This is a genomic window from Brevibacterium sp. GP-SGM9, from assembly GCF_047300845.1.
In the GTDB taxonomy this organism is placed as follows: Bacteria; Actinomycetota; Actinomycetes; order Actinomycetales; family Brevibacteriaceae; genus Brevibacterium.
Window position 1 is genome coordinate 1779422 of sequence record NZ_CP178563.1, and the last position, 17057, is coordinate 1796478.

8 protein-coding genes are annotated in these 17057 nt (G+C 66.5%); 7 read left to right on the plus strand and 1 reads right to left on the minus strand.

Annotation, left to right across the window (positions count from 1 at the left end; translation table 11 throughout):
- Nucleotides 1-104 precede the first annotated feature (104 nt).
- From ACH82I_RS08155 to ACH82I_RS08185, 7 genes are all read left to right on the plus strand, one after another.
- Entirely contained in the window at nucleotides 105-1451 is a 1347-nt protein-coding gene (locus ACH82I_RS08155) for a cation:dicarboxylate symporter family transporter (protein WP_413336582.1), read from the plus strand.
- Between the two features lie 227 nt (nucleotides 1452-1678).
- Nucleotides 1679-1894: a hypothetical protein gene (locus tag ACH82I_RS08160; protein WP_413336583.1), complete on the plus strand. Its 216-nt coding sequence runs from the start codon at nucleotides 1679-1681 to the stop codon at nucleotides 1892-1894.
- 106 nt (nucleotides 1895-2000) lie between these two features.
- The gene (locus tag ACH82I_RS08165; protein ID WP_413336584.1) at nucleotides 2001-12632 is read left to right on the plus strand and encodes an amino acid adenylation domain-containing protein; all 10632 of its coding nucleotides are present in this window, start codon (nucleotides 2001-2003) and stop codon (nucleotides 12630-12632) included.
- Between the two features lie 13 nt (nucleotides 12633-12645).
- On the plus strand, nucleotides 12646-12852 hold the full coding sequence (locus tag ACH82I_RS08170) for an MbtH family protein (RefSeq protein ID WP_413336585.1): 207 nt from the start codon (nucleotides 12646-12648) through the stop codon (nucleotides 12850-12852).
- Nucleotides 12852-13835 (plus strand): ATP-binding cassette domain-containing protein, encoded by a 984-nt coding sequence (locus ACH82I_RS08175; RefSeq protein WP_413336586.1) that lies wholly within the window; start codon nucleotides 12852-12854, stop codon nucleotides 13833-13835. The genes ACH82I_RS08170 and ACH82I_RS08175 overlap by 1 nt, the downstream gene beginning before the upstream one ends.
- A complete protein-coding gene (locus tag ACH82I_RS08180; protein WP_413336587.1) occupies nucleotides 13832-14632 on the plus strand; it encodes an ABC transporter permease in 801 nt (266 codons plus the stop codon). The genes ACH82I_RS08175 and ACH82I_RS08180 overlap by 4 nt, the downstream gene beginning before the upstream one ends.
- Nucleotides 14629-15369 (plus strand): 4'-phosphopantetheinyl transferase family protein, encoded by a 741-nt coding sequence (locus tag ACH82I_RS08185; protein ID WP_413336588.1) that lies wholly within the window; start codon nucleotides 14629-14631, stop codon nucleotides 15367-15369. The genes ACH82I_RS08180 and ACH82I_RS08185 overlap by 4 nt, the downstream gene beginning before the upstream one ends.
- Here the strand turns inward: ACH82I_RS08185 and ACH82I_RS08190 are convergent.
- Nucleotides 15318-17051: an FAD-binding oxidoreductase gene (locus ACH82I_RS08190; RefSeq protein WP_413336746.1), complete on the minus strand. Its 1734-nt coding sequence runs from the start codon at nucleotides 17049-17051 to the stop codon at nucleotides 15318-15320. The genes ACH82I_RS08185 and ACH82I_RS08190 overlap by 52 nt on opposite strands.
- Nucleotides 17052-17057 lie beyond the last annotated feature (6 nt).

Genomic DNA, 17057 nt, shown 5'->3' on the forward strand with positions numbered 1-17057 from the left:
AGCCGCGAACTGTGTCTGTGAACACTATGAACGCAACCGAGACACCGGTCACGTTTGGTGGCAACATTACTGGGCAGATAGTCACGACCACTCAAGGAGGAGAGATGGCAACGACGCCACACACGGCTGAGCAGCAGCCGAAGAAGAAGGATCGCACCCACTGGCTCTACATCATGGTCATCGTCGCCGTGTTCGCCGGTGCCGCGATCGGACTCATCGCCCCGAATGCGGGCATCGCCCTCGAACCCTTGGGCACGGCCTTCGTGGCCCTGATCAAGATGATCATCGCCCCGGTGATCTTCTGCACGATCGTCCTCGGCGTCGGGTCCGTGGCGAAGGCCGCGACCGTCGGCAAGGTCGGCGGCATCGCGCTGGTCTACTTCCTCATCATGGCAACCTTCGCCCTGATCATCGGGCTGGTCGTCGGCAACTTCATCCACCCCGGCGAAGGCCTGCACCTCAAGCCCTATGAGGCTGCCGGCGGCGGGGATGACGAAGGCGGCATGGTCGCGTTCCTCATGAGCCTCATCCCCGGTGACATCCCGGTTCTGCCGACCCTCGTGCTCGCGCTACTCGTCGGCTTCGCCCTGCAGTCGATGGGCAAGGCCGGCGAGCCCGTGCTCACCGGCATCAAGCACATCCAGGCCGTGGTCTTCAAGCTCATGATGATGATCATGTGGGCCGCTCCCGTCGGTGCCTTCGGTGCGATCGCCGCGGTCGTCGGCAAGACCGGCTGGGCCGCGATCGGGTCGATGGCGATCCTCATGGGCGCCTTCTACCTCACCTGCGCCCTTTTCATCGTCATCGTCCTCGGCGGCATGCTCAAGCTCGTCACCGGGCTCAACATCTTCCTGCTGCTGAAGTACCTGGCCCGGGAGTTCCTGCTCATCTTCTCCACCTCGTCCTCGGAGTCGGCTCTGCCGCGTCTGATCGCGAAGATGGAGCATGCGGGAGTCTCGAAGCCGGTTGTCGGCATCACCGTGCCCACCGGCTACTCGTTCAACCTCGACGGCACCGCGATCTACTTGACCATGGCCTCCCTGTTCGTGTCCACGGCCATGGGGATGCCGATGAGCCTGGGCGAACAGATCTCCCTGCTCGTGTTCATGATCATCGCCTCGAAGGGTGCCGCCGGTGTCACCGGTGCGGGTCTGGCAACCCTGGCCGCCGGACTGCAGTCCCACCGCCCCGAACTCCTCGACGGCATGGGCGTCATCGTCGGCATCGACAAGTTCATGTCCGAGTGCCGTGCCCTGACGAACTTCACCGGCAACGCCGTGGCCACCCTGCTCATCGGCAAGTGGACGAACGAGATCGACCTCGACCAGGCACGTGCCGCACTTAACGGCCAGAGCCCGTTCGATGAGCTCTCCCTCCAGCCCGATGCCCACGGCGCTCCGGCCGACGGCGGAGAGTCCGGTCCCGGAGAGAAGGTGTCGACCCTGTCCTGATCAGGTTCCTGCCCTGACGCGGGCTAAGCCCCCGCAGGAGACGACGCGGGTGCCGGTACTCCCCCAAACGTGGGAGTGCCGGCATCCGCGTCGTTTCGTTTCCACTCTCGCCGAGGCGGTCGCCAGAATATTCCCCACCGACCAATCCACGTGCCCGAGCCCTCCGAATGCCTCATGTTCGCTCCGCTGCGGACGATTGCAACCCGAGTCAGAAGAGGACAGTGACAATGAAGAATCTCAAGCTCATCAGCGCCCGCGCCGCCTCCGGTGCCACACTCGCGACCCTCGTCATTGCGGTCGGTCTCATGGCCGCACCCGCCGGCGCCTCCGCCGCCGAGACGTCCCAGGCGGAATCGACTGAGGCCTCCGGGGCACTCATCAACGGCCCGCTCATCGATCTGGGAGACCTCCTCAGCAGCATCAACATCGGTCAGTTCCAGTAACGACCGCTGTCCTGGCGCCGTGCTCGCGCGACCCTGCACCGGGTTGTGCTGAGCACTCGCGCGCCGCGACCCCGTCGGCCCACCCCCGTTCAATGTGAAAGACACGATGACTGACGAGACCTTTCGAATCGACCTCACCTCGGCTCAGCGCGGAATCTGGTACGCCCAGAAGATCGAACCCGATAACCCGACGTTCCAGATCGGGCTCTATGTCGATATTCGCGGCCCGCTCGATGTCGACAGAATGCGTGAGGCGGTCGCCACGGCCGTCGCCGAAGCCGACTCGCTCAATGTCGTCTTCGGCGAGGATGAGCGGGGACCCTTCCAAGAGCACGGACCGGCTCGCAGCCACCTCGTGGTCCGTGACCTGCAGTCGGAAGGAGCCGAAGATCCCGAAGCCTCGGCTCTAGAGCTGATGCAGGAGGACCTGGAGACCGCCCACGATGTCGATGAAGGTGACCTGCTCAGGTCACAGCTGTTCCGCCTCGGACCCGACCACTGGATCTTCTATCAGCGAGCCCACCACCTGCTCGTCGATGGATACTCCGCCGTCCTCGTCCTGCGCCGCGAATCTCAGATCTATCGGGAACTGACCGAGCAGGGAACCGGGCAGGAAACCGAGCTTTCCGCCTCACCCTTCGGCAGCCTCGACGACCTGGTCGCCGAGGAGAGCGACTACCGCTTCTCGCAGCGCTTCACCACCGACGCCGAGTTCTGGAGGCAGCTGAGCTCCGAGTCGGACGCAGCGACCGGCCTGGCCACACGCCCGGCCTCCCCGGCACGACGCCTCGTCACCTGCAACGCCGACATCCCCCAGGAGCTCTCATCACGCCTGGCCGGTTCCCGGTCGGCACCGACGCTCATCCTCAGCGCCGCAGCAGCCTACCTGCACCGCATGACGGGACGAGAGTCCATTTCGGTGGGCCTCCCGGTCACCGCCCGCCGCAGCTCCCTGGCGAAATCTGTGCCGTCCATGATGTCGAAGATCCTGCCGGTGCAGCTGCGAGCAGCACCGGAGATGACGACGGCAGATCTCGTCGCCGACGCCGGCGCGACACTGCGCGAGACGCTCATCCACCAGCGCTTCCAATATCAGGAGCTGAGCACCGACAGCGACTACCTCGGGCCTTCGGTCAACATCTTCCCCCACGTCGATGACATCGACTTCGGAATGTCGTCCGCCTCGCTGCACCTGCTCTCGACCGGCCCGGTCGATGACCTCTCGATCATCATCCACGGCATCGGAGCCGATCCGAACTCCGATGGAGGCAGCAGGCCGGCCATCGTCCGCTTCGAGGCGAACGCCGAACTCTACGATCGGCACAGCCTTGCCGAGCACCTGCGGCAGTTCCTCTCCGTCCTGTGCCAGTTCGACGCGAGCGACGATCAGCACCTGTCGGGACTCTCACTCATCGATGCCGGCGAGTCCGACGAACTCATCGCGGGCGGCAAAGGACCCGACCAACATCTTCCCGGCCACACCGTGGTGGAGGAGTTCTCCCGGAACGCCCGCAAGTCCCCCTTCGCCACCGCAGTCGTCGCCGAGGACGGGCACATCAGCTTCTGCGAACTCGACCGCCGTTCGACTCAGCTTGCCGACTATCTTCGAGAGTACGGTGCAGGGCCCGGGACTCGCATCGCGGCACGCTTGGGCCGAACCACCACTCTGCCCATCGCCGTGCTCGGGATCCTCAAAACAGGTGCCGCCTACGTGCCCCTCGATCCCGACTATCCGGCCGGCCGCATCAACGCGATGATCGCCGATGCAGCACCGGTGCTCGTCATCAATTCCTCAACTGCAGCGGGCCCGGACGGAGAAACGAGTGTGAACTCCGACCGTCCCGTCATCGACATCGATGCCGAACCTCAGCCGGGAGCACCGGCGACCGAGCCGACCCAGGCCGGGTCAGTGCAGGCCCATACCGGACCAGCGCAGGCCGGATCACAGCAGGCCCGGTCGACGCCTGCCCTCGATGACCTTGCCTACGTCATCTTCACCTCCGGGTCGACCGGTCGCCCCAAAGGCATCGGCGTCGAGCACCAGTCGCTGCTCAATCTCTTCCACAGTCACAAGGAGACCATCTTCGATCCGGCCGCCCGACGACTCGGGCGCGGACTGCGCGTGGCGCACACGGCCGGGATCTCATTCGACGCCTCCTGGGATCCGCTGCTGTGGCTCTTCGCCGGGCACGAACTCCACCTCATCGACACGCTCACCCGCCGCGACCCCGAAACTCTCACCGACTACTTCACCACCCACGGCATCGACTCGATCGAGACGACGCCCTCATTCGTCAAGGCCCTCCTCGCCCACGGCACCTTCAGCGGCAGCGGACATCCCAGCGTCGTCGCGCTGGGCGGAGAAGCGGTCGAACGCGGACTCTGGGACCAGCTCGCCGCCCTGCCCGAGGTGGACTCCTACAACCTGTACGGACCGGCGGAGACGACCGTCGACAGTCTCACCGCCCCCATCGTCGCCGGCGCCTCACCCGAGCTCGGCAGCTCTGTGGCCAACACCAGACACTACGTCCTCGACTCCCGCCTGACCCCCGTTCCCGCACAGGCACGGGGAGAGCTCTACATTGCGGGACTGAACCTGGCACGCGGCTATGTGGGCAGGCCGGCCGCCACCTCCGAACGGTTCATCGCCGATCCCTTCGCCGATGACGGCTCCAGAATGTATCGCACCGGTGACATCGTCCGCAGGCCCCTGGCCGGAGGCATCGAGTTCCTGGGCCGGGCCGATGAGCAGATCAAACTGCGCGGCTACCGGGTCGAACTCTCCGAGGTCGAACTCGCCCTCCAGGCGGAGAATCGGATCCGTTCGGCCGCAGTCATTCTGGGACAGAACCAGGCCGGGTACAGTCAGCTCCTCGGCTACATCACCGCCGATGAGCAGATCGATACCGCCGAGGTGCGCCGGGACATGAAGACGCGCGTCCCCGACTACATGGTCCCCTCGTTCATCACCCAGATCGACCGGATTCCTCTCACTGTCAACGGCAAGCTCGACAGGGCTGCGCTGCCGGAACCGGAGTCGACGCGATCAGGCTCGGCGGCACCGCGGACATTCCAGGAACAGGCCGTGGCCGAAGCCTTCACGCAGGCGTTGGGAATCGACACCGTCGGAATCGACGATGACTTCTTCGAGCTCGGCGGGCACTCCCTGCTCGCCACCCAGCTAGTGGCCTCGCTGCGGAAGCGATTCGCCGCCCCACCCGCTCTCAGCGAGATCTTCCACCACCCCACCGTCCGTGAACTCAGTGCCAGGCTCGAACTCGTCGACGCGGCCCACGATCCCGTGGACGAACTCACCGCCTCAGACCGTCCCGCGACCATTCCCCTGTCCTATGCACAGAGCCGACTGTGGTTCCTCAACCAGGTCGACCCGAGGTCCGCGTCCTACAACATTCCGCTCACCCTGCGCATCCGCGGAGACCTGGACTCCGGTGCCCTGCACGCTGGAATCAACGACGTCGTCTCTCGGCACGAGAGCCTGCGCACCGTGTTTCCGTGGACCGAAGGTCAGCCCGAACAGGTGGTCCTCCCCGCTGCCGATGCGCAGATCGCCCTGCCCATCGTGGAGATCAGCGAAGACCTCGTCGATCATACCGTCAACGCCGAGGCTACCCGCGGCTTCGACGTCTCAACGCAGCTGCCGATTCGGGCCCTGCTGGTGAGAATGGACGCCGGGGACCATCTCCTGCTCCTCACGCTGCACCACATCGCCGCCGACGGCTGGTCGCTGCGTCCTCTAGCGCATGACCTCTCCACCGCCTACCGCGCTCGGGCCCACGGCGTCACCCCCGCTCTCGCCGAGCTGCCGATCCAATACGCGGACTACGCACTGTGGCAGCACAGGACTCTCGGCTCCGAGGAGGCACCCGACAGTCAGATCGCCGGCCAACTGGCCTTCTGGAAGGAGGCGCTGAGCGAGGCGCCGGTCGAACTCAGACTTCCAGTCGATCGGCCCCGGAGCACACAAACCTCGGACCATGTCTCCCGCAGGATCCCGGTCGAGATCGACGCCGAGACCCACGCCGGTCTGCGCCGACTCTCCGGCGAGCGCAACGCCAGTCTGTTCATGGTGCTGCAGGCCGCGTTCGCGGTGCTGCTGAGCAAGCTCGGCGCCGGCAACGATCTCCCCATCGGCACACCCGTCGCCGGCAGGACGGAGACGAAGCTCGACGATCTCATCGGCTTCTTCGTCAACACCCTCGTCCTGCGCACCGACACCTCCGGCAACCCCAGCCTCGTCGATGTCGTCGATCGGGTCCGCGCGTCCAACCTCGCCGCCTATGCCAATCAGGATGCGCCCTTCGACCGTGTCGTCGACGAGGTCGGACCTCCACGCTCGGACCGGCTCCATCCCCTGTTCCAGGTGATGCTGACCCTGCAGAACACTGCCCCGGCGAATCTGGACATGGGCAGCCTCGACATCGAACCTGCGCCCGGGCCACAGGTCTCGGACGCGAAGTTCGACCTCCTCCTCGACCTCGCCGAACACGAGACCCATGGCGGAACTCGCGTGCCCGAGGAAGCCGCCGGCATCACCGGTTCCCTCGAATTCGACTCCGCGCTCTTCGACGAATCCACCGCCGAGGCCATCGCCGCACGATTCGTCCGCGTGATCGACCAATTCATCGCCGATCCGCACACGCCGCTGCACGAACTCGAGGTGCTGCGCCCGGACGAGCTCGCAGTGATCCGCGCTCAGAGTCAGGGCCGCGACCTGGTCGCACCCGAGTCGACGATCCTCGAGGTCCTCGATGCGACGGTCAGGAACCATCCCGAACGGCCGGCTCTCATCGCCGACGACGGTGAGTTGACCTTCGCCGAACTCGGCGCCCGCATCGACCGGTTCGCGCATAACCTGGCCGCCAGGGGGATCACCTCCGGAGACACCGTCGCCATCGCCCTTCCCCGGTCCGCCGATGCCGTCGCGGCACCCCTGGCCGTGCTCTCGCTCGGGGCGGTCGCCGTCCCCATCGACCTCAGCTATCCCGCAGAGCGGATTCGCCTGATCCTCGACGCAAGCAGCCCCGACGCCGTCATCACCGACGAGGACGCGCTCCCGGTGCGCCCCGGCACAGCGATCGGCACCACCGGACTCCACACCGCCGAGGTGGGGCGACGTGACCATGACACCGCCGAGGTCGCCCGGCACGCGACCGTCCGCCCGGTCCCGAGCGACCGCGCCTATGAGATGTACACCTCGGGTTCGACCGGCACCCCGAAGGGGGTGGCCGTCCCCCACACTGCGCTGATGAATCTCCTCGCCCATCATCGGCAGACGATATTCGCCGAGGCGGGGCTCGACTCCGGCCCGGTCCAGGCAGCGCACACGGCCGGGCTGGGCTTCGACGCCGCCTGGGACCCTGTGCTCTGGCTCGTGGCCGGAGCGAGCCTGCACATCGTCGGCGACGAGGTCCGCCGCGATGCCGAGGCCCTCGTCGAATTCTGCCGCGAGCACCGGATCCGGGCACTCGAGACCACCCCGTCCTTCGTCCGGCAGCTCATCATCTCAGGACTGCTCGAGGACGACACCGAGGCAGACCGCGTCCCGCTGTCGCTCGCCCTCGGCGGAGAGGCCGTGCCCGCAGACCTGTGGCGCGAACTCGCCGCGCACCCTGGTGTGCGTGCCCACAACTTCTACGGTCCCACCGAATTCACCATCGATTCCGTCACCGCAGCAGTCGAGGGAGAACGACCCACCATCGGCCATCCGATCGGGAATGTTCGCACCATGGTCCTCGATGAGCATCTGCGTGAGGTCCCCCATGGAGTCGTCGGCGACCTCTATCTCGCAGGCGCCGGAATCGCCACCGGCTACGTCAACCGGCCGAAGGAGACGGCGACACGATTCGTCGCCGATCCCCTCGAACCGGGCGCCCGGATGTACCGGACCGGTGACCTTGTGTCCCGGAACCCTGACGGCAGCCTCGACTTCGTCTCCCGTGACGACGACCAGATCAAACTGCGCGGGTACCGAGTCGAACTCGGCGACGTCGAGAGCGCCCTGGCCTCAGGCAGCGGGGTCACCCAGGCGGCGGCCATCGTCGAGAATCTCACAGATCCTGAATCGGCACGGCTGATCGGCTACTACACCGGGGACGCCGACGATGCGGCCCTCCGCGAACACCTCGCCGCCCAGCTGCCGGCCGCGATGGTCCCCCACGTCCTCGTCGGCCTCGACTCGATCCCGCTGACCTCCCATGGCAAACTCGACCGCTCCCGACTGCCGGCCCCCAAGGCGTCGGGAACCCAGAATTCCCGAACCCCACACACCGCGGACGAACGCACCATGTGCCGGCAGTTCTCATCAGTGCTCGGCACGGACGACATCGGCCTCGACGATGACTTCTTCGACCTCGGCGGGCACTCGCTGCTGGCGGTCTCACTCATCGGCCGCATCCGGACCGCCTTCGAAACCGAGCTGCCGCTGCGCGCCATCTTCGACTCACCCACCCCGTCACGGCTGCTTCAGCGACTCGAATCCCGCGCCCCCACCGGACAGGCACCCGCCGCTGACGACGCGATCACGGCGGAGCCAGCAGAGAATGCACAGCACACGAGCCTCACCGCGTGGAGTCGATCGGGCCAGCATGCCCGCCCGCAGCTGATCCCCCTGTCCTATGGGCAGGCGCGACTGCACTTCCTCAATCAGCTCGACACCGATGCCTCGGACTACACCATCTCCCTGGCCGTCCGCTTCTCCGGAGACCTCGACCCGGAGTCCCTCGGGCAGGCGCTGACGAACGTGATCGCCCGGCACGAGATCCTGCGCACCGTCTACCCCACTGTCGACGGCAGCCCCGTCCAGCAGATCCTGCCCCCGGACGCCGGTGTCGGGCTGATGGAACACCGCACCACGACCTCCGACACCGAGACCACGGCGCGCATGAGAGACGAGGCCGCCATCGGATTCGACCTCAGCCGTGACCTGCCCATTCGAGCGAGCCTCTTCACCGAAGGCGAGGAGTGGGTGCTCCACCTCGTGATGCACCACATCGCCACCGACGGCGCTTCGCTGCGACCGCTGACGCAGGACCTGTCCACCGCTTATGCCGCACTGCGCGGCTCCGCCCATCCGATGCAGCGCACGCTTGAGGTCCAGTACGCCGAGTTCGCGCTCTGGCAGCGCCATGTCCTCGAGGTCGAACAGCGCCCCGGCACCGATGCCCCGCTCCTGGACCGGAAGATCCGGACCTGGCACGAACGGCTCGAGGGGGCTCCCACCGAGATCACGCTGCCCGCCGATCGTCCCCGTCCCACGACCGCCAGGCAGTCGGGCCGTCACCATCACTTCAGCCTCGACGCCCGCACCTCGGCCCGTCTGGCAGCGGTGGCCGCAGAGAACGGGGCCAGCCTGTTCATGGCGCTGCACTCCGTGCTCGCCGGCTACCTCAGCAGGCTCGGTGCCGGTGAGGACATCGTCATAGGCTCCCCCAGTGCCGGACGATCGGACCCGGCAGTCGAAGACATGGTCGGACTCTTCGTCAACACCATTCCGATCCGCACCGACACCTCGGCGGGGCCGGGCCTGCGCACACTCCTGGCCCGCACCCGCAGTGCGGTCATCGATGCTGTGGAACTCGATGACGTCCCGTTCGAACGCCTCGTCGAATCCGTCAATCCACCTCGCGAGCTCGGCCGCCACCCCCTGTTCCAGGTCATGCTGTCCCTCGAGGAGTCGGCCACACCGACCCTCGAGCTGCCCGGGGTCACCACGAACATCGAACCCGAAGTCGAGACCGGTGACGCGAAGTTCGACCTCTCATTCACCTTCCGGCGCAGCGATGCCGACGCGGGGCTCGCGGTGGTCCTCGACTACAACTCATCGATGTTCGATGCGGAGACCATCGCCGGCATCTGCCGCCGATTCTCCCGATTCGTCGATGAGGCGGTGGCGGACCCCGACCGTCCGCTGCACGACATCGCACTGCTCGACCCGGTCGAAACGCAGACGGCGGTCGATTCCCTCACCGGCCCCGTGCCCGCAGACACCCCGCCACCGGTCCTCGATGTCTTCGCCGCCACAGCCGCCAGAATGCCCGATGCCGTGGCGGTCCGCTCCGACCAAGCATCACTGTCCTACCGTGAACTCGACGCGGCCTCGACCCGGTTGGCTCACGAACTCATCGACCAGGGAGCCGATGCCGGGGAGACGGTCTCCGTTCGGCTGAGTCGCGGCATCGGCGTCATCGTCGCCACTCTCGCCGTACTCAAGTCCGGTGCCGCCTTCAACCCGATCGACATCGACTATCCCAGCGGCCGCACAACGGCGATTCTCACCGATGCCGAACCGCTCATCGTCATCACACAGCCGGGCGGCGCTACGGAGCTCACGCCCCTCCTCGCCGCTGCCGGGATCACCCCGAGCATCATCGAAGTCACCCCGAACGGCGGTTCGACGCACCCAGCACCAGCCCACACCTCAGCCCACCCGGCGGCCACACCCTCGGGATCAGCGGGGGCGACCGCGACCGCAATGCTGCCCGCACCGCATCGGGATGTGGCCGCCTATGTGACCTTCACCTCCGGCTCGACCGGTCGCCCCAAAGGCGTCGAGGTCGCTCACCGGGCCCTGGCGAGCCTCTTGGCCTCCCACCGGGCCCGGTTCCTGCCGACCCCGTGCGGTGAGGCCGAGCGGATTCCGGTGGCCCACACCACCGGACTCGGTTTCGATGCCGCCTGGGATCCGCTGCTGTGGATGCTGGTCGGACACCCGCTGCACATCGTCTCGGAGACCGTCCAACGCGATCCGCAGCAGCTGGCCGCCGACCTCCGCAGACTCGGCATCGGGTTCTGGGAGACGACGCCGAGCTACCTGCGTCTGCTCTCCGCCGAACCGGAATTCGAGCAAATGCTCGCAGAGGCCGCCGAGCAGGGGGCTCCGATCGTCCTCGCCCTCGGTGGGGAAGCGATCGAGTCGGATCTCTGGCAGTGGCTGCGCGAGCACCCCGGCGTCATCGCCCACAACCTCTATGGCCCCACGGAGACCACGGTCGACGCATTCGCCGCGCCCCTGGCCGCCTCCTCGACGCCGATGCTCGGGGCACCGCTTGAGCGCATGCGCGGATACGTCCTCGATGCACGCCTGCACCACGTGCCGTCCGGGACGATCGGGGAACTGTATCTGGCGGGCGAGCAGCTGGCCCACGGGTACCGGGGCCGACCGGGGCTGAGTGCCGAACGCTTCATCGCCGATCCTCACGGCGCACCGGGCGAGCGCATGTACCGGACCGGTGACCTCGTCGTCCGGCACTCCAACGGAGAACTCGTGTTCATCGGTCGCAGCGATGATCAGATTCAGCTGCGCGGATACCGGGTCGAACTCGGGGAGGTCGAGCGGGCCCTGCGCTCGGCGCCGGGAATCAAAGACGCCCTCGTCCGTCCATTCGGCACGGATCCTGCCACCCTGCAGCTCATCGGCTATATCGTCGCCGAGGCGGGCGAAAGCACCGAGCCCGCCACCGCTCTCGCCGATGAGGCGCGAGACCATGTGCGCTCGATCGTTCCCTCATACATGGTGCCCTCGCGCATCGTGGTCATCGAAGGGATTCCCCTCACCGCTCACGGCAAGATCGACGAGGCGGCCCTGCCCGATCCGTCTACCGCGACCGTCGGTTCGCGGCTGCGGCCCCGCACGCCGCAGGAAGAAGACGTCGTCGCGATCTTCGCCCGCGTGCTGTCCCTGCCGCAGGTCGGCATCGACGAGTCGTTCTTCGAACTCGGCGGGCATTCGTTCCTCGCCCGGCCTCTCATCGCGGCCGTCAACGAGGCCCTCGGGGCCGAGCTGTCGGTCCAGGCCCTGTTCCGCTCACCGACCGTCGAACAGCTCGTCCTCGAGGCCGACCGCGGTGGTGCGGACTCCATCGCCGAGAGCCTCCACCGTCTGCTTCCGCTGCGATCGGCGGGTACGAAGGCACCGCTGTTCGCCGTTCACCCGGCCACGGGCATCAGTTGGGGATTCGCCGCGATGCTCGGCGGCCTCGATCCGCAGCGCCCGCTCATCGGCCTGCAGATGCCCGGGCTCGCCCCGGACGATCCGGAGGTCATGACCGCACAGACACTGACCGAACTCGCCGATGACTACATCGCCCACATGCAGACGGTGCAGCCGGAGGGCCCCTACCACCTCATCGGGTGGTCGCTCGGCGGCATCCTCGCCCACCGTCTGGCCACCCGCCTCCAGGAGCGCGGCGAGTCCGTTGCGTTCCTCGGCATTCTCGATGCCTTCCCCACCGGGCAGGAAAGCAATGCCGATGTCGGCGAAGGATCCGAGCTGTGGGCGAACTACCTCGGCGCCAATCATCCGGCGATCACGGAGACGACTCACGGCCTCGATGACGAACGAGCCATGGAGATCCTGCGTGAACAGGGGGATCCCCTCGGCAATGTGGCACCGGAGACCATTGCGGCGATGACGTCGGGATTCTTCACCCTGGCCAGGCTGATCCGCGAGGCGCCGGTGAAGACGTTCGACGGTGAGCTGCTGCTCTTCACCGCGACCCGGGACGTTCCGGATGACACTCCCGGCCCTGACTCATGGCGCCGGTTCGTCACCGGCGACATCCACGCCACCGAGGTCGACGCCCGGCACTCGGACATGCTGGGTGCCGAGGCTCTCGACGAGATTCTTCCGGTTCTGTCCATCCACCTGGACGAGGCCGCCGAATCACAGACGAGACCCTTCCACTCCAGGGTCGAAACCCCGCACCAGAAACACCCCTAGGAGCTGACAAGACATGAACAACCCCTTCGACGACACAACAGGTACCTTCCGCGTGTTGGTCAACGACCTGCAGCAGCATTCGCTGTGGCCGTCGTTCGCCGATGTGCCCGCGGGCTGGGTCCTCGTGTTCGGACCGGCCGACCGCGAATCCTGCCTCGAATTCGTCGAGGAGAACTGGACGGACATCACTCCGCGCCGGCTCGCCGAGATCGCCTCATAGTGATTCGCCTGGAGAATCTGCGGAAGAACTACGGAGCCTTTCGTGCTCTCGACGGCATCAGCCTCGACATCGAGGAGGGACAGATCTTCGGTCTCCTCGGCCCCAATGGTGCCGGGAAGACGACGACCGTGAAGGTTCTGTCCACACTGATTCGCCCCGACTCCGGCACCGCGCTCGTCGCAGGACACTCGGTGACCGCCGATCCCACGGCCGTGCGCCGCAGCATCGGCCTCTCCGGCCAGTACGCGGCCGTCGATGAGAAGCTCACCGGGTACGAGAACCTCGTCATGGTCGCCCGCCTCTACGGGATGAACCGCAGGAACTCGGCGGCCCGTGCCCGCGAACTGCTCGCCGAATTCGGTCTCAGCGATGTCGCGGGCAAACACGCAGGCGCCTATTCGGGAGGCATGAGGAGACGACTCGACCTGGCCTCGGCCCTGGTCGTGCGCCCGCCGGTGGTCATCCTCGACGAACCGACCACCGGGCTCGATCCCCGCGCTCGGCTCGATACCTGGGAGGTCATCACCACCCTGGTCAGAGGCGGCACCACAGTGCTGCTGACGACCCAATATCTGGAAGAGGCCGACCAGCTGGCTGATCGCATCGCCGTCATAGATTCCGGACACGTCATCGCCGAGGGAACCGCCACGGATCTCAAGGGCAAGCTCGGTGCTGAACGCATCACGCTGACGCTGACCCACCCAGATTCCCGCGAGGGGGCCCTGCGGATCCTCGATCACATCATCGGCGACTCCGCCCGCCCGCAGACGGACTCGACTGGGCTGCGCATCACCGCCTCCGCGCCGCTGGGGCAGAGGAATCTGCTGCAGGTCCTCACCGCCCTGGAGGAGGAGGGACATTCCGTCACCGAGGCGGCCCTGTGCCGTCCGACGCTCGACGATGTGTTCCTCGAGCTCACCGGCCAGCCCACCTCAGCGGAGCCTGTACAGACACCAGCCGAGACCGCCGAGGTGGGAGCATGACCGCAGTCGTCTCGGCCGCCCGCGACAGCTCCGTCATCGCCTGGCGCAACCTGCTCACCGTCCGTCGGACCCCGGGTGCCCTGGTCACGGGAGTCGTCCAGCCGGTGATCTTCGTCCTCCTCCTCGCGTTCGTCTTCGGCGGCAGCCTCGGCGGTGCCCCGTACCGGGAGTTCCTCATCGGCGGGATTCTGGCGCAGACGCTGACCTTCAATTCCTCCTTCACCGCCGTCTACCTCGCCAAGGACCTCCAGCTCGGACTCATCGACCGTTTCCGTTCGCTGCCGATGTCACGGGTCGCCGTGATCCTGGGCAGAACCTCCTCGGACCTGGTCACCAGCCTGATCTCGGTGGCGGTGACGATGATCTGCGGTCTGCTCATCGGGTGGCGCATCACCGAGGGGTTCGGTTCGGCGCTGCTGGGCATCACGCTCCTGCTCCTCTTCAGCTTCGCCATGTCGTGGATCGGTGCGGTCATCGCACTGACGGCCAGGAGCGTCGAGGTGGCACAGAGCCTCGGTCTCATCTGGCTCTTCCCCGTCACCTTCATCTCCGGGGCCTTCGTCTCGATCGACACCCTCCCCGGTCCGCTGCAGGCGATCGCCGCGTGGAATCCGATCACCGCCGTGGCCACCAGCGTCCGCGAACTGTTCGGCAACGCACCGCCGGCGGGATTCGTCACCAGCACCGGGTGGGCGGCCGATCACGCCGTCATCTATGCGATCCTCAGCTGTGTTGCGGTCATCGCGGTCTTCTCCCCCATCGCCGTATCGCAGTACCGCCGGATCAGTCGGAGATGACGAGAGCCGCAATCGAATATCTCATCAGCGACATCACAGAGATCGAGCGGGTGCTCACCGACCACCCCTGGCTCGATTCGCTGCTGTCAGCCGACGAGACCTCACGAGCGGACCGTTTTCGCAGACCCACCGATCGGGCAGCGTTCCGCGGGGCGCATCTGCTCTTTCGGCTCATGGCTGCCCGCCGCCTCGGCATCGACCTCAGGGAGGCCGGTGACATTGAACTGACGCGGCGCTGTCGCACGTGCGGCGGCCCCCATGGCAAACCGGAAGTCCCCGGGGCCGAGCTCAGTCTGTCTCGCTCGAACGATGCGGTAGTGGTCGCCTCGGCGCCTGAGTCATCACCGATCGGAGTCGACATCGAACAGGTGCCCGGCGATGTCTTCCCCGGTTTCGACGACTACGTCCTCGGCCCGACGGAGACTCTGCCCGCCGGCGGCGATCCGGTTCGTCAGCGCCTCGATCTCTGGGTGTGCAAGGAGGCTGCGGTGAAGACCACCGGGCACGGGCTGGCTGTGCCGCCCAGTGACATCGAGGTGACCGAGGTTGCGGACCGGCCATCGGGGATCAGCCCGGGCGGAGACTGGACGGCCACGATCACAGCCCCCGCACATGCCGAACTCAATGCACTGAACCTCGCTCGACTGAGCTGCCCGCGGCCCTACGTTGCGGCGGTGAGCAGCGCTCAGCGCTTGCGCGTCGAGGCCGTGGGACTGGTAGAGCTTCTCGCCCGGTGACCGAGGATCTTCCCCGGGTTGAGGTTCTGTCCGGGGTCGGTGGCTTGGAACAGGGCATCGACCATGAACGTCCCCGGCTCGGTGATGTCGTCGACGAGCCAGGGCTGATGTTCGGTGCCGACCCCATGATGATGGGACAGGCCGCCTCCGGAATCGATGAACTCCTGCTGAATGGCATCCTTGACGTCCTGATACTCCGCGAGAGCTGTGTCCTCACTCGTATAGGGGATCGCGAAGGTGAAGTACAGGCAGGCACCGCCGTGGTAGCTGTGGGAGAGGTGGCAGAACATGAATCCCGGCCCGCCCTGCTCACTGCGGGTCCGCCGGAATCTCTCGTGCACGCGAGCATGGACGTCTTTGAGATTCGCCCACGTCACGCCTGTCTCGCAAACGTCGCCGAAGACCTTGTAGTTGAGTAGGAAGTCACGCAGGTACGGAGTGTCGAACTTCTTCTGGTCGTAGATCGCTCCCGGCCCAGCGCCGAGGCTGATCCCGCCGCGGCGAGCGATGATGGCCTTGACCTCGGCCTTCTCCCGCGCCACCCGGTCCTTCGAGCCTTCGAAGCAGACATAGGACAGGCACATGCCTTCGGTCGTGTCCCACCCCTTCGTGCGCAGGTAGCCGAACAGAGCGTCCTGACCGTGGGCCGCGATCTTCGCCTTCACGCCCCGCGGCTCGGAGACCATCGCGAGACTGAACCGCGTCTCGGGCCCGTCTGAGAGGCGGGTGAACGCGGGGGTGACCTCGGAACGAGCGATGTCGTGCATGCTCTCCACCCCGCTCGCCCAGTCAGGGAAGAGGTACGCGATGACCTGCCGTACCTTCGGCAGTCGGTGGACCTGCACCGTGCACTCGGAGATGATGCCGAGGCGGCCTTCGCTGCCGAGGATCATCTCATGCACCGACGGGCCGGAGTCACGACCGGGAATCGGTTTGCTCACCATCACACCGCGCGGATGAACGACACGGAGGCCCCGCACGATGTCTTCGATGTCACCGTACTTATCCGACTGCATTCCGGATGAACGGGTCGCCGCCCATCCGCCGAGGGTCGAATAGCTGAACGAGTCGGGGAAGTGACCCATCGTCCATCCGCGAAGGTTGAGCTGCTCCTCGAGGTCGGGCCCGTACGCCCCGGCTTCCACCCGGGCCAGGTTCGAGTACTCGTCGATCTCGACGACGCGGCGCATCCTGCCCATGTTCAGCGAGACGATGGGCCGGGCTTCGGCTGGGTCAGGGGTCACTGAGCCGGAGATGCACGAACCGCCGCCGTAGGGGATGAGCACGAGATCGCGCTTGAGGACGAGAGCAAGAATCGCAGTGATCTCGTCCTCGCTGCCGGGGTAGACGACGGCGTCGACGAGGCGGGCGATCGGTTCGTGGCGGACCCGGTAGAGGTCGGGCAGGGAACGCCCGAACGAGTGGACGACGCGCAGTTCATCATCGACGCTGACATTGTCCGGCTCCACCACGGTACCGAGCTCGTCGAGAAGCGCCGATGGCATGCGGGACTCGGGCACCTCGAGGTCGCCGAGCACCGGAGTCCGCGGGCGCGGAGCATTCCAGAGGTCGAGACCGACTTTGTCTTTGGCGATGGCGGCGAAGGCGGGTTTCGTCTCCCAATGGAAGTCGACGCCTTCGGAGCCCCAGCCCCACCACCGGTGTCGCCTGACATCCTGCATCCTCAA